Source organism: Roseomonas sp. FDAARGOS_362 (assembly GCF_002754815.1).
Classification (GTDB): Bacteria; Pseudomonadota; Alphaproteobacteria; order Acetobacterales; family Acetobacteraceae; genus Roseomonas; species Roseomonas mucosa.
This window is the reverse complement of sequence record NZ_CP024588.1, coordinates 92388-107096: the sequence shown is the minus strand read 5'-3', so window position 1 is coordinate 107096 and position 14709 is coordinate 92388. Positions and strand designations below refer to the sequence as shown.

Below are 14709 nucleotides of genomic sequence, written 5' to 3'. Positions count from 1 at the left end.
CGCTGCAACGAAAGAGACAGGCGGATGCTTCAGGGGGTGAGGACAAGAACGGCATGCGCTCTTTCCGCATTCTGACCAGCCTGCTCCTCTTTGGCGGCTCGCCGAGCCTGGCGGCCATGACGCCGTGGCAGGATGTCCACGCGGCCAAGCCGGACCGGCCAGCGCCGGAAGCGGCCCCGCTGGCGGTTCCGGACAGGCTGGCCCTGGCCGCCGTCCCCTGGTCCGCCAGCCTGCCGGAAAACCTGCCGGCGCTGGAGCAGGAGCGTGCCGCGCTCCAGGAACGCCTCGCACAGATCGGCCTGACGATCGACCGCATCCTGGCGGGTGTGGTGATGACGGCACGGAAGGCCGATCCCTGGGGCCCAGCCCGGGAGAGCGACCCCGCTCCGCTGCTGGAGGCACTGGGCCAGGAACGGCAGCTGATCCTCGACCGGCTGGGGCAGGTGGACCGCAAATCCCTGCTGCTGGCCACCACGACTTCCTTGCCGGCCCGCGCGGCCCCGCGGGATCCGGATGCCGATCTCCTGGCCGGGACGGACCCGGCGCCGGGGCAGGAGGATGCCGAAACGCCGGAGGCCCTGATGGCGCGAGTCGATCGCCTGGGTGCCGCCATGGACCGTCTGCTGGCCAGCATCGAGGCACCACCGGAAAGCCAGGAGCGCGGCGGTGCCAGTGGAGAGGAACTACTGAAGCGGCTCTATGCGCTGCGGGACGCGCAGACACGGCTGCTGGAACGGATCGCCCGGATCGAGGCGCCCCCCATCCCGCTCCCACCACCAAGTCCACCGGAGGAACGGCTGGCCTCGGCACCGTCGGGCGACGGCCCGGTCCTGGCACCGGCTCCCGCGGCCGACGCAGCGGAAGAAGCGGCCCCAGCCGGGGAAACGCAGGTCCTGCCGCCCCTCTTCGCCATGGCGGAACCAGAACCTCCGGCGGAAAAACGGCTGGTGGAGAAGCCAATCGTGGAAACGCCCGCGCAGGCACCCGCCGCACCACCGGTCCTCGTTGCAGGGCCGGGCGTCCCGCCGCCGCCCCCTTCCCCGGTCCAGGCCATCGCCCCTTCGGCCCCAGCCGCCCTGCCGGTTCGGGACAGCGCCCCGGCGTCCCGCGAGGCAAGGCTGATACCCGCCCTGCGCTGCCGGATACTGTTGCAGCGGGCTCAGCTGGGTGAGGAACTGACCCCGGTCGAGCGCAAGGACCTCCGAGGCGCCTGCGTGACGTGACGCAGGGGCCCGGGGCAGGTCAGCGTGCGTGGCTGCAGGCAGCCCCCACGAAGCCGCCGACGGACAGTTTCGGCGCAGTACCGGCGACCGGAATACCTTCCCGCACCGTGGCCGCCTCCGGTCCGATTGTGCCGCAGCCGACCAGCCGCAGCATGGGCCAGACGCCGCGGGGCAGCAGCCCCCGCATTCCTGCGCAGCCCGAAGGCTTTGCCCGGCGCAAGGAGGTCAGCCTTCCCCTTCCCTCAGGAAGCTGCGAACAGCGAGCAGCACGAGAACGGCGGCCACCGTGCAGAACAGGCCACCCAGAATCGTGAAAAGGTCCCCAAGCGGAATCGTATCCATGGCGCGGAAATGGGGCTCCTCTCCCCCGTTTAACTATGGCTTTTGCTGCATGGCAGCCGTTCGGCCATGCAGGCCTTGCGTCACGGCCCTGTGACATGCCGAAGGCGGATGAAGACTTCCGGACGGGCCCGGCGGACCGCACTCATTGCCGTGGCTTCCTGGACCGGCATGGCTTGGCCCGTCAGTGACGCCGGACACAGGCGCGTCGGTGGATCTCATCGGGATGGATGGCGTACGATCGCAGCCGGGGTGGCGGCAACTCCTGGCCGAAACCGCCCCCGATGTCACAGGCTGCGAAGCGCCTCAGCACCAGCCACCGGAACCAGGATCACCCGGGCCGCCGCAGCCGCCGCACCAGTTGAGGCCAAGCGGGCCACAGCCACCGGGCGACAGACTTCCCGCCATCGGCACGAGGGCCAGAACCCCGAACAGGCGACGCTTGCTATGCACCAGCATGTACGACCTCATGTCCACCCGGCCTTCCGGGGTGTCCGGACATGGAACGCTGCGAAGGCGGCAAATATCGGCGAAGCACGGCCACAGAGCCGACAAGTATCGGTGAGCCCGGACATCCACTTTTCATTTCGGACCCGGATGATGGGAAAGGCCGACGGGGCCACCCCGCCCTTCCCCGGCCTCGTGGCCAGGGTGGCGGCCCCGCCGCGCGTCCTTCAGCCGCCGGGCGGATCGAAGGCGCGGACCGGCGGCAGGTTGCCGGTAAAGCGCTCCACCTCAACCGCGGTAAGCTGGCCGGTGCAGCCCTGCGCCAGGGCGGAGGTGCCCGCATCCCGCGTCAGCACGTTGGGATTGCCATGGACGCAGAGCGGCGCCTCCTCCTCCGGGTCGGCCGGATCGTACCAGGCGCCGGTGGGGAGCTGCACCACGCCCGGCCGCACATCCTCCGTCACCACCACCGCCGCGAGGCAGGCGCCGCGGGCGTTGAAGAGGCGGACGATATCGCCCTCCGCGATGCTCCGCGCCGCCGCGTCCAGCGGATGCATCCGCGCCACCTCCCGCCCGCGATGCTTGGCGCCCGCGCTGTGGCCGCCGAAGTCGAGCTGGCTGTGCAGCCGCGTCGCGGGTTGGTTCGCCACCAGGAAAAGCGGCGCCCCGGGGCGGGGCGCGTCCTCGGGCGGCAGCCAGGCGGGATGACCGGGGCAATCGGCCTCGCCATAGGAATCGATGGTGCGGGAGAAGACCTCGATGCGGCCCGAGGGGGTGGGCAGTGGGTTCGCCACCGGGTCCTCGCGGAAGCGGCGCAGCTCGCCGCCATCGTCGGGCTCCTGCGGCAGGGTCAGGCTGCCCGCCTCCCAGAACCGCGCGAAATCCGGGGCCGGCAGCCCCTTTTCCTCCAACCCCCTGCGGGTGCGCTCGTAGAGATGCTCCAGCCATTGGCGGGCATCGCGGCCCTCGGTGAATTCCGCGCCCCGGCCCAGGCGCTCCGCCAGCCCGGCGAAGATCGCGTAATCGTCCCGCGCCTCGCCATGGGGCTCGGCCACCTTGTGCATGGTCACCATCAGCGGATCGTTGGAGCTGGCGCCGATATCCTCGCGCTCCAGCGTCATGGTGCAGGGCAGGACAATGTCGGCGTGCCGCGCCGTGGCGGTCCAGGCCATCTCGTGCACCACCAGCGTGTCCACCCCGGCGAAGGCACGGCGCAGGCGGTTCAGGTCCTGGTGATGGTGGAAGGGGTTGCCGCCCGCCCAGTAGACGAGGCGGATATCCGGATAGGTCCGCGTCTGTCCGTTGTAGCGATAGGTCCCGCCCGGGTTCAGCAGCATGTCGGAGATGCGCGCCACCGGGATGTAGTCGGCGACGCGGTTGCGCCCCTGCGCCAGCGTCGGCAGCGGCACCGCGCTGTTGCGGCGGCCGTAATAGCCGATGGCGCCCAGCGCATAGCCGTAGCCGCCGCCCGGCAGGCCGATCTGCCCCAGCGCGGCGGCCAGGACGGCACCCATCCAGACGGGCTGCTCGCCATGCTCGGCGCGCTGCAGGGAATGGGCCACCACGACCAGCACGCGCCTGCCGTGCAGGCGGCGGGCCAGGGCACGGATCTCCTCCGCCGGAATACCGGCGATCGGGGCGGCCCAGTCGGCATCCTTGGGCTGGTCATCCGCCTCGCCCGTCAGGTAACGCTCGAAGACCGCCCAGCCCTCGGTGTGGCGGTCGAGGAAGGCGCGGTCATGCAGCCCCTCCGCCACCAGCGTATGCACCAGGGCCAGCATCAGCGCGGTGTCACTGCCGGGGATGTTGGCGATCCATTCGGCGCCGGCCTCCGGCGGCAGGTCGCTGCGCAGCGGGCCGACCAGCAGGAAGTCGCAGCCCCGGGCGCGGGCGCGGGCCATGGCACCGCGCTCGACATGCTGGCTGATGCTGCCGCCCGCCACCATGCTGTTCTTCAGCGCCATGCCGCCGAAGGCGATCACCGCCTCGGTATGCTCCGCGATCTGTTCCCAGGTGACGTTGCGGCGGGTCAGATCCTCGTAGCTGCCCAGCACATGCGGCACGATCACGCTGGCCGCGCCGGAGCTGTAGGTGTTCACCGAGCGCACATAGCCGCCCATGGCGATGTTCAGGAAGCGGTGGACCTGGCTCTGCGCGTGATGGAAGCGGCCGGCGCTGGCCCAGCCATAGGAGCCGCCGAAGACCGCCCCGGGCCCGTGCGTGTCGCGGATGCGGCCCAGCTCGGCACCCAGCCGGTCCAGCACCTCGTCCCAGGAAACCGCGACGAACCCGTCCCGCCCGCGCCGGCCGTCCGGGCCGGGGCCGCGCTCCAGCCAGCCGCGCCGGACCATGGGCCGGGCAATGCGGGCACGGTGGCGCAGGGCGGCGGGGAAGTTGCCGATGATCCCGTTCGGATCGGGATCGCCCGCATAGGGGCGGACGGCGAGCGCGCCGTCCCGCAACCGGGCCGAGAAGACACCCCAATGGGAGGTATGCGGCAGGAAGCCGTCCCCGGCGAGGCTGACCGGCGGCAGTTCGGCGGCGTCCGACATGGGCATCCTTTCGTGACGTCTTGGCGGCCGGATGAGGCTTCCGGAGCGACATGCAATCCGGATGCCCTTTTGGCGCCGGACGCGGCACAGGTCCATCGCAAGTGCGGCATGGCGGCCGTTCCGGGACGTTCCGGCGCCACCTCATCACAACCGGCGGAGAAAGGGGGCCGGCGGAGCGGGCGACCTATCCCCGGCGATGGCGGCCATCCCCATCTGCATGGCCTTGAGCAGGGAGCGCACCCGCATGAAGACGGAAGAGGAGGAATGCACCCCGGTCCCCGGGCGCCAGGAGGCGATCCACCGGACCCGGGTCCTGGCCAGCCTGGTAGAGGAGCAACTGCTCGACCACCCCGCCCTCGCCAACAACTTCTTCTGGCGCAACAAGGTCGAGCAGGCGCTCGACGCCCTGGGCGACCTCGCCGCCGCGCTGGAGGCCGAGGCACCCCGCCAATGGCTGGCCGAAGCGCCGGCAGGGCGCAGCCAGGTGTCCGGCGTAGCGGTGTCCCGCGCCAGGCTCTGAAGACCGGCAGTACCACGGCGTCCCCGCCCCTTCCCCGCACCCGGCGCGAGACCGGATGCGTCCCTTTGGGCGCGACAAGCCCGCCGCGTGGGCGCAGAATGCGGCACAGGCACGGGGCGCGCAGGCCGTCCCCGGAGACCCCGTGATGTCGGGAGGCGAGGCATTGCAGCCGGGTTCCTGGAACCGCTCGAACACCTTCTGGCCGGTGCAGAACGGCTGGAGGATGCTGTTCCGGTCGGAACCAAACGAGATCCAGTTCGGCCTGACCCTGGCCTTCATCGCCGGGGCCATCAATGCCGGCGGCTTCATGATCGTGGGACAGTACACCTCCCACATGTCGGGCATCGTTTCGGCCATGGCGGACGGCGCTGCGGTCGGCGCCTGGGCCGTGCTCCTCGCCGGGCTGACGGCACTCTGCTCCTTCCTGGGTGGCGCAGCCTGCTCGGCCATCCTCATCAACTGGTGCCGGCGGCATCACGCGCGCAGCCAGTATGCCTTGCCTCTGTTGCTGGAAGCCCTGCTCGTGGCCGGCTTCGGCCTGCTGGGCGAGCAGTTGCCTCCAGGCATCGCCATCGCGGTGATGGTGCCGTTGCTCTGCTTCCTGATGGGGCTGCAGAACGCCACCATCACCAAGATCTCCGGCGCACGGATTCGCACCACCCATGTCACCGGCATCGTCACCGATATCGGGATCGAACTCGGTAAGCTCTGCTACTGGAACATCCGCGTGACCGAGGCGAACGCCCCCCATGTCCGGGCGGACCGCGCCAAGCTGCGCCTGCTGTCCAGCTTCCTGGGCTGCTTCTTCGTGGGCGGGGTCCTGGGTGCGGTCGGCTTCAGCCATATCGGGCTGATCGCCTTCCTGCCGCTCTCGGTTTTGCTTCTGCTGCTCGCCAGCGCCGTCGTCCAGCCCGCGCTGACACCGGCCGCGATGCAGGCGGCCCGACAGCAGGATTGACCCGATCGTCAGGGGTGAGGAACGATCACGGAATACAATCCCAGGTAGACATTCGACATTTCGCGTGCAACTTTTGTCGGGGCAGTACTGGGGATCCCGATGAGGCGTTGGCTGAAAAGATCTCCTCTCCCGCGCCGGGACGGCGAACCGGTCTCCGGGATCTCCGCTTCCGGCCCAGCCTAGGCCGCGCATGGCCTGGGGTCAGCGCCTGTTTCCACCCGCCTTTTCCGCCGTTTCCCACAACGTGATGCAGACTCCCAACGTGAACGCACCCGGCCCGATCGACCAGGCCCGCCTGGACCACGCCGCCTATGACGTGCTGATCGTGGATGACGACGATCTGGTGCGCGCCACGCTCGCCTCCGTCCTGGAGGACGAAGGCTGGACCGTGCGCGAGGCCCGCGGCCCTTCCGAGGCCCTGAAAGCCTGCGGCGGGGCGGAACGCTGCCGCCTGCTGCTAACGGACATCAATCTCGGCATGGTGCAGGACGGCTTCGACGTCGCCGCCATGCTGCGGCAGCGTTTCCCCGACCTGCCGGTCGTGTTCATCACCGGCCGCCCCTGGGTCTATGAGAACCGCCGCTTCGGCAGCCGGGACCGGGCCCTTTCCAAGCCCCTGACCATGTCCTCGCTGGCCGAGACGGTGCGGGAGCTCATTCGGGCCGGCTGAGGCCCTGTCCGGCGGGCCGCCCCTCGCCTTTCGCCCCCGGCGATGTCGCGTTTCCCGTGCGAAGGGGATAGACCTCCCGTCACCCGCCGCCACAATGCCGGCGATCCCGGGCCCCGGCGGCATCCCTGCGCCGCGGCCCGCCCGGATGGCCCGCCTTGCGCAAGGCGGGCCGGCGTGAATCAAGGAGGAGCCCACATGAACGTCATCCCCAGTCACGAGTCGAAGGCCAAGGCGGCACGCCCCAGCTTCCAGTGGGATGACGCGCTGCTGCTGGAGGAGCAGCTCAACGAGGAGGAGCGCATGATCCGCGACGCGGCGCGCGCCTTCTGCCAGGACCGGCTGGCGCCGCGCATCCTGGAAGCCAACCGGCGCGAGCATTTCGACCGCGAGATCATGAACGAGTTCGGCGAGCAGGGTTTCCTCGGCGCGACGCTGGAGGGCTATGGCTGCGCCGGGGTCGGCTATGTCTCCTACGGGCTGATCTCGCGCGAGGTGGAGCGGGTCGACAGCGGCTACCGCTCCGCCTTCTCCGTGCAGTCCTCGCTGGTGATGTACCCGATCCACGCCTTCGGCTCCGAGGCACAGAAGGAGAAGTACCTGCCGAAGCTGCGCAGCGGCGAATGGGTCGGCTGCTTCGGCCTGACCGAGCCCGATGCCGGCTCCGACCCGAACTCCATGCGCACCCGCGCGCGGAAGGTCGATGGCGGCTACTCCGTCTCCGGCTCCAAGACCTGGATCAGCAACTCGCCCATCGCCGATGTCTTCGTGGTCTGGGCCAAGGACGACGAGGGGACCCTGCGCGGCTTCATCCTGGAGAAGGGGATGAAGGGCCTGACCGCCCCCAAGATCGAGGGCAAGTTCAGCCTGCGCGCCTCGGTCACCGGCATGATCATGATGGACGAGGTCTTCGTGCCCGAGGAGAACCGCCTGCCGGGGGTGAAGAGCTTCGCCGGGCCCTTCTCCTGCCTCAACCGCGCCCGCTACGGCATCTCCTGGGGCGTGCTGGGCGCGGCCGAGGACTGCTGGCACCGCGCCCGCGACTACACCATGAACCGCGTCATGTTCGGCCGCCCCCTGGCGCAGACACAGCTGATCCAGAAGAAGCTCGCCGACATGCAGACGGAGATCACGCTCGGCCTGCAGGCCTCGCTGCGCGTCGGCCGCCTGTTCGACGAGCACCGGGTGGCGCCGGAGATGATCTCCCTGGTCAAGCGCAACAACTGCGGCAAGGCGCTCGACATCGCCCGCATGGCCCGCGACATGCACGGCGGCAACGGCATCGTGGACGAGTACCACGTGATCCGCCACGCCATGAACCTGGAGACCGTGAACACCTACGAGGGCACGCACGACGTCCATGCGCTGATCCTGGGCCGTGCCCAGACCGGCCTGAACGCCTTCTGAGCGGGCTGGCAGCAGCATGGCCGGTCCGCTGGAGGGCGTGAGGGTCCTCGATCTGAGCCGCGTCCTCGCCGGCCCCTGGGCGAGCCAGAACCTGGCCGACCTGGGCGCCGAGGTGATCAAGATCGAGCGCCCGGGCGCGGGCGACGACACCCGCGGCTGGGGCCCGCCCTATGTCGAGGATGCGGCGGGGCAGCCCAGCGAGGTCAGCGCCTATTTCCTTTCGGCCAACCGGGGCAAGCGCTCGGTGACGGTGGATTTCACCCGTCCCGAGGGGCAGGAGATCCTCCGCCGCCTCGCCGCCGAAAGCGACGTGGTGCTGGAGAACTACAAGTTCGGCGGCCTGAGGAAATACGGGCTGGACCATGATGGGCTGCGGGCGGTGAACCCGCGGCTGATCTACTGCTCCATCACCGGTTTCGGCCAGACCGGCCCCTATCGCCAGCGCACCGGCTACGACTTCCTGCTCCAGGCCATGGGCGGGCTGATGAGCGTCACCGGCGAGCCGGGTGGCGAGCCGATGAAGGTGGGTGTCGCCATCACCGACATCCTCACCGGCATGTACGCCTCCACCGCCATCCTGGCCGCGCTGCACGAGCGCGGCCGCAGCGGCGAGGGCCAGCATATCGACCTCGCCCTCTTCGATGTGCAGATCGCGACCCTGGCCAACCAGGCGCTGAACTACCTCGTCTCGGGGCGGGAGCCGCGGCGGCTGGGCAACGCGCATCCCAGCATCGTGCCCTACCAGTCCTTCGCCACGGTGGATGGCGACATCGTGCTGGCGGTGGGCAATGACGAGCAGTTCCGCCGCTTCGTCACCGCCGCCGGGCGGCCGGACCTGGCGGAGGACGAGCGCTTCCGCACCAACACCGGGCGCGTGCGGAACCGGGAAGTGCTGGTGCCGCTGCTGCGCGACATCGTCGCCGGACAGACCACGGCGCAATGGCTGGCGCAACTGGAGCCGCTGGGCGTGCCCTGCGGCCCCGTGAACGGCGTCGCAGCCGCCTTCGCCGATCCGCAGGCCCAGGCGCGCGGGATGCGGCTGGAGATGCGGCATCCCGAGCTCGGCACGGTCCCGGGCGTGGCCAGCCCGATGCGCTTCTCCCGCACGCCGATCGCCTATGAGCAGGCGCCTCCCCGCCTCGGCGAACATACCGAGGCGGTGCTGCGCGAACGTCTCGGCGCGTCCGAGGCGGAGATCGCGCAATGGCGGGAACAGGGCACGATCTGATCCGTCCGCCGCCGGGAAGGCCCGGCGGCGGCTACACCACCGCGGAAGGCAGGGGCCGGCCGGCGAACTGGGCGGCGAGGTTGTCCAGCACGACCTGCCCCATGGCGAGGCGCGTTTCCTCCGTGGCGCTGGCGCGGTGCGGCTGCAGCACGACGTTGTCCATGCCGAGCAGCGCCTCGGGCACGTTCGGTTCGTCGAGGAACACATCGAGCCCGGCGCCGCCCAGGCGCTTTTCCGCCAGGGCCGCGACCAGCTCCGCCTCATCGACCACGCTGCCGCGCGCGACATTGACCAGGAAGCCGCGCGGCCCGAGCGCATCGAGCACCGCGCGCCCGACGATGCCGCGGGACTGCTCCCCGCCGGAGGCCGCCACGACCAGCATGTCGCTGGCTTCCGCCAGGGCCCGCAGTTCCGGCTCGAAGCGGTAGGCGCATCCGGGCAGCGGCTTCAGGTCGGTATAGGCGATCTCCATGGAGAAGCCCTCCGCGCGGCGGGCGATGGCGCGGCCGATCTGGCCCAGGCCCAGGATGCCCAGGCGGCGGCCGGTGACCTTGCGCGCCAGCGGCGGCGCCTCGCCCGCCCGCCAGCGCCCTGCCCGCACGAAGCGGTCGTTGAAGGCCGTCATGCGGAGCGCCGACAGGATCAGCGCCATGGCCATGTCGGCGACGTCGTCGGTCAGCACGCCCGGGGTGGTGGTCACGCGGATGCCGCGCTCCCGCGCATGGGCGAGGTCCACCGCATCCGTGCCGACGCCGCTGACCGCGACGATCTCCAGCTTCGGCAGGGCTTCCATCAGGGCGCGGGACGCCCCCTTCACGCCGCCGGTGACCACGCCGCGGATCGACGGCCCCACCTCGCGCAGCAGTTGCTGCGGGTCGGCGGCCTTGTGCAGGCGGTGGACGGCATAGGCGGCGTCGAGCGCGGCCTCGACCGGTTCCGGCATGGCCTGGAGCAGGAGGATGTCTGGCTTCACGGCGTCACTCTCTTCTTGCGGGGTTCGAGGGGAACCCGGCCTCGCGGTCGGGACCCGCCCCGCCCTCCCCTGCGGGAGGGCGGAGGCTGGGGGTCAGTCCTGCCGCAGCGTCAGGCGGCGGATCGGCCCCATCAGGAAGAGATAGGCCAGGATCGCCAGCACCGCATGGGCCGCGACGAAGAGCAGCACGCCGTCATAGGCGCCGGTGGCGACGATGATGTAGCCGCTCACGATCGGCGTCACGATCCCGGCGATGTTGCCGATCGCGTTGAACATGCCGCCGGTCAGGCCGGTGATCTCCTTTGGCGCGGCGTCGGAGATGACCGCCCAGCCGATGGCGGCGAGGCCCTTGCCGAAGAAGGCGAGCGCCATGATGGCGATCACCGCCCATTCCGCCTGGACGAAGTTGCAGGCCACCAGTGTCGTCGCCAGCGCCATGCCGAGCACGAAGGGCGTCTTGCGCGCGGCGGAAAGCGAGATGCCCCGGCGCAGCAGCGCGTCGGAAAGCATGCCGCTGCACACGCCGCCCAGGAAGCCGCAGATGGCCGGCAGGGCCGCCACGAAGCCGACCTTCATGATCGACATGCCGCGCGCCTGCACGAGGTAGATCGGGAACCAGGTGATGAAGAAGTAGGTGAGCGCGGTGATGGCATACTGGCCGGCATAGGCGCCGAGCAGCAGGCGGTGGCTCAGCAGCTGCTTCACATGCGTCCAGCGGATCTTCACCGGCGGCGCGGCGCCGGCGCGGTCCATGTCCACCAGTGCGCCGCCCTTCTCGATAAGCTCGATCTCGGCGGCATTGGCGCGCGGATGGTCCTTGGGATTGTGGATCAGCCAGGGCCAGCCGAGGCTCAGCAGGATGCCCAGCGCGCCCATGAAGAGGAAGATGTATTCCCAGCCGAAGCTCGCGGTGATCCAGCCCATGATGGGCGCGAAGAAGGCCACCGCCGCGTACTGGGCGGAATTGAAGATCGCCGTGGCCGTGCCGCGTTCCGCCGTCGGGAACCAGGCGGCGACGATGCGGTTGTTCGCCGGAAAGGCCGGCGATTCCACGAGGCCCAGCGCGAAGCGGACCGCGAAGAGCATCACGAAGGCCGAGGTCGGGTGGAAGAAGCCCACGCCGCCCTGCAGCAGCGTGAAGAGCGACCAGGAGAACAGGCTGAGCCCGTAGATGAGCTTCGAGCCGTAGCGGTCCAGCAGCCAGCCTCCGGGGATCTGCCCGATCACATAGGCCCATCCGAAGGCCGAGAAGAGATAGCCCATGCCGATCGGGTCGAAGTTCAGCTCGCGCGCCAGGGCGGTGCCGGCGATCGAGAGCGTCGCGCGGTCGGCATAGTTGATGGCCGTGACGAGAAAGAGCAGGCCCAGGATCGCGTAGCGGACGCGGGTGGCCTTCACGGCCGGGACGGCCATGTTGCCGATGGATGTCGTGCTGCTCATGCGGACCTTTCCCGGGGAAGCGGCGGCATGGCCGTCGCCACCCCTTGTTCTTGCGTGCCCATATCCGCTTGCCCTTCCCCCGACAGGGACCGGAAGCGACTCAGACGTCATGCAACTGATGCAAGACCAATAGGGGAGCGGGGCGATAACGGTCCAAGCCAGAAATGGCATTGATCCATACGATTGTTGAATTGATCCTCCAGGCCCGGGTGCGACCAGCAGGGAGCCCGGAAGCCCTGCCTCTCACGCCGCGTCCGGCCGCATGGCCGGGCCGCGCAGCAGTTGCAGGATCATCCGCAGCGCCGGCAGGCTGTCGCCGTTGCGGACCACCGCGAAGAGATCGGCCGAGGGCGCGCCCGGCAGTTCCCGGTAGCAGATGCCCGGCAGGCCGAGGCGCCGGGCGGAGGCCGGCACGATGGCCAGGCCCAGGCCGGTGCCGACCAGCGGCAGGATCGTGTGGATCTGGCTGATATACTGCACATAGTTCGGCAGCGCCCCGGCCGAGCGGACCATGTCCGAGACAAGGCCGTGGAAGTACTGCCCCTCGGTCGGCGAGTACATGACCATGTCCTGGCCGTTGAGGTCGGCGATGCGGAACGGCCCCTGCCCCGCATGTTCCTCGGCGAAGGGGTGCATTTCCGGCACGGCAAGGACCAGGGGCTCGCTCCAGACGGGAAAGGTCTCCACCCCCCGCCGGTCGAAGGGCGGCCGGACGAAGCCAAGGTCGATCCGCTGCGCCGCCAGCGCCTCCATCTGCTCCCGCGTCACCATTTCCTTCAGTGCCATGTCGATGCGCGGCAGGCTGCGGCGGACGAGCGAGACGAAGCGCGGCAGGAAGCCGAAGCTGGTGCCGGCGGTGAAGCCAATGGTGACCGAGCCCGCCTCCCCCCGCGCCACCCGCCGCACCGCCAGCGCTGCGCCTTCCGAGAACTGCAGCAGCCGCCTTGCCTCGGGAAAGAAGGCGCGCCCGGCCTGGGTGAGCCGCACCGAGCGGCTGCTGCGTTCCAGCAGCCGGACATCCAGGGCGTGCTCCAGGAGCTGGATCTGCCGGCTGAGGGGCGGCTGGGTCATGTGCAGCCGGGCGGCGGCGCGGCCGAAATGCAGCTCCTCGGCCACCGCCACGAAGCAGCGGAGTTGGCTCAGCTCGAACATCGATCCAATTCCTGCATGATCGCATCCATTTTATGAGTTGGACCGGCATAGATGTAACTCTTACAAGCATCCGGTGACAGCTTGGCGCTCCCCGCTCGCCCCGGAGTGTGGGAGGGTGGCGCCCGGCGAGGACAACGGGACGGAAGCGGGACATCCCCTCCGCCCGGTCCAGAAAAGGGAGGAGCGACCATGCAGCTCACCGGCGAAATGCTGATCGGCGCCAGCGCCATGCGCGGCACCGACAAGCCCGTCCAGGCCATCGAGGCCCAGACCGGCAAGCCGATGGAACCCAGCTATGGCGGCGGCAGCGCGGCGGATGTGGACCGCGCCTGCGGACTCGCCTGGGCCGCCTTCGACACCTATCGCGAGACCTCGCTGGAAGACCGGGCGCGGTTCCTGGAGGCCATCGCCAGCAACATCATGGATCTGGGCGATGCCCTGATCGAGCGCACCATGGCCGAGAGCGGCCTGCCGCGCGGCCGCATCGAGGGCGAGCGCGGCCGCACGACCGGCCAGCTCCGCCTCTTCGCCGAGGTGGTGCGCGAGGGCTCCTGGCTGGAGGCGCGCATCGACCCGCCGCTGGCGGACCGCAAGCCGCTGCCGCGCGTGGACCTGCGCCAGCGCCATATCGCCGTGGGCCCGGTGGCGGTCTTCGGCGCCTCCAACTTTCCCCTCGCCTTCTCGGTGGCGGGCGGTGACACCGCCTCGGCGCTGGCCGCCGGCTGCCCGGTGGTGGTGAAGGCGCATTCGGCGCATCCCGGCACCTCCGAGATGGTGGGCCGCGCGATCCAGGCCGCGGTGCAGCAGTGCGGCCTGCCGGAAGGCACCTTCTCCCTGCTCTACGGCTCCGGCGCCGTGGTCGGCCAGGGGCTTGTGGCGAACCCGCACATCAAGGCGGTCGGCTTCACCGGCTCGCGCTCCGGCGGCACGGCGCTGATGAAGACCGCCGCCGCCCGGCCCGAGCCGATCCCCGTCTATGCCGAGATGAGCTCGATCAACCCGGTCTTCCTGCTGCCGCACGCGCTGGCCAAGCGGGCCGAGGCGCTGGGCAAGGGCTTCGTCGGCTCGCTCACCCTGGGCGCCGGCCAGTTCTGCACCAATCCCGGCCTGGTGATGGCGGCGGAAGGGCCCGACCTGACCCGCTTCCTCGGCGCCGCGACCGAGGCGTTGGGCGGGGTGCCGGCCCAGACCATGCTCACCCCGGGCATCCTCAAGGCCTACCAGGAAGGCATTGGCAAGCTCGCCGCCAACAAGCGGGTCGAGAAGGTGGCCGAGGGCCAGATCGCGTCCGGCGACACGCAAGGCCAGGCGGCGATCTTCGCCACGAAGGCCGAGGACTTCATCGCCGACCCGTCCATGGAGGAGGAGGTCTTCGGCGCCGCCTCGCTCGTCATCCGCTGCCAGGAAGTGGAGAAGATGAAGGAGATGGCGGAGAAGCTGGAGGGCCAGCTCACCGCCACCGTCCTGATGGAGCCGGAGGACATGGACTTCGCCCGCGCGCTGCTGCCGATCCTGGAGCGCCGCGTCGGCCGCATCCTGATCAACGGCTTCCCCACGGGCGTCGAGGTCAGCCACGCCATGGTGCATGGCGGGCCCTACCCCTCCACCTCCGACGGCCGCACCACCTCGGTCGGCACGCTGGCGATCCGCCGCTTCCTGCGCCCGGTCTGCTACCAGGACTTCCCGGCCGAGCTGCTGCCGGAGGCGCTGCGCGACGGCAACCCGCTCGGCCTCTGGCGCCGCATCGACGGCGCGCTCGGCAAGAACTGAACGCGTCTGCCGCGGGACCGGCGGCGTGCCGGC

11 protein-coding genes are annotated in these 14709 nt (G+C 70.2%); 7 read left to right on the top strand and 4 right to left on the bottom strand.

What is annotated here, in order from left to right; all coding sequences use genetic code 11:
* The first annotated feature begins 53 nt into the window (after window positions 1-53).
* Window positions 54-1223 (top strand): hypothetical protein, encoded by a 1170-nt coding sequence (locus tag CTJ15_RS05265; RefSeq protein WP_099781286.1) that lies wholly within the window; start codon window positions 54-56, stop codon window positions 1221-1223.
* Between the two features lie 1013 nt (window positions 1224-2236).
* Here the strand turns inward: CTJ15_RS05265 and CTJ15_RS05260 are convergent.
* Window positions 2237-4561 (bottom strand): molybdopterin guanine dinucleotide-containing S/N-oxide reductase, encoded by a 2325-nt coding sequence (locus tag CTJ15_RS05260; protein ID WP_075821792.1) that lies wholly within the window; start codon window positions 4559-4561, stop codon window positions 2237-2239.
* 244 nt (window positions 4562-4805) lie between these two features.
* Between CTJ15_RS05260 and CTJ15_RS05255 the strand changes: the two genes are divergently transcribed.
* From CTJ15_RS05255 to CTJ15_RS05235, 5 genes are all read left to right on the top strand, one after another.
* The gene (locus tag CTJ15_RS05255; RefSeq protein ID WP_126281837.1) at window positions 4806-5081 is read left to right on the top strand and encodes a hypothetical protein; all 276 of its coding nucleotides are present in this window, start codon (window positions 4806-4808) and stop codon (window positions 5079-5081) included.
* 145 nt (window positions 5082-5226) lie between these two features.
* The gene (locus CTJ15_RS05250; protein WP_369923785.1) at window positions 5227-6039 is read left to right on the top strand and encodes a YoaK family protein; all 813 of its coding nucleotides are present in this window, start codon (window positions 5227-5229) and stop codon (window positions 6037-6039) included.
* 247 nt (window positions 6040-6286) lie between these two features.
* Window positions 6287-6709 (top strand): response regulator, encoded by a 423-nt coding sequence (locus CTJ15_RS05245; RefSeq protein WP_226946049.1) that lies wholly within the window; start codon window positions 6287-6289, stop codon window positions 6707-6709.
* Between the two features lie 195 nt (window positions 6710-6904).
* Window positions 6905-8113 carry an acyl-CoA dehydrogenase gene (locus CTJ15_RS05240; protein ID WP_099781285.1) on the top strand — a complete coding sequence of 403 codons (1209 nt, stop codon included), beginning with the start codon at window positions 6905-6907 and terminating at the stop codon, window positions 8111-8113.
* A gap of 16 nt (window positions 8114-8129) precedes the next feature.
* Entirely contained in the window at window positions 8130-9341 is a 1212-nt protein-coding gene (locus CTJ15_RS05235) for a CaiB/BaiF CoA-transferase family protein (RefSeq protein ID WP_075821795.1), read from the top strand.
* Window positions 9342-9372: 31 nt separating this feature from the next.
* Here the strand turns inward: CTJ15_RS05235 and CTJ15_RS05230 are convergent, their stop codons facing one another.
* From CTJ15_RS05230 to CTJ15_RS05220, 3 genes are all read right to left on the bottom strand, one after another.
* On the bottom strand, window positions 9373-10314 hold the full coding sequence (locus CTJ15_RS05230; RefSeq protein ID WP_058390195.1) for a 2-hydroxyacid dehydrogenase: 942 nt from the start codon (window positions 10312-10314) through the stop codon (window positions 9373-9375).
* 93 nt (window positions 10315-10407) lie between these two features.
* Complete coding sequence (locus CTJ15_RS05225) at window positions 10408-11754, bottom strand: MFS transporter (protein ID WP_058390194.1); 1347 nt, start codon at window positions 11752-11754, stop codon at window positions 10408-10410.
* Window positions 11755-11997: 243 nt separating this feature from the next.
* Complete coding sequence (locus tag CTJ15_RS05220; protein ID WP_019462731.1) at window positions 11998-12906, bottom strand: LysR substrate-binding domain-containing protein; 909 nt, start codon at window positions 12904-12906, stop codon at window positions 11998-12000.
* Between the two features lie 189 nt (window positions 12907-13095).
* Between CTJ15_RS05220 and CTJ15_RS05215 the strand changes: the two genes are divergently transcribed.
* Window positions 13096-14676 (top strand): aldehyde dehydrogenase (NADP(+)), encoded by a 1581-nt coding sequence (locus CTJ15_RS05215; RefSeq protein WP_099781284.1) that lies wholly within the window; start codon window positions 13096-13098, stop codon window positions 14674-14676.
* Window positions 14677-14709 lie beyond the last annotated feature (33 nt).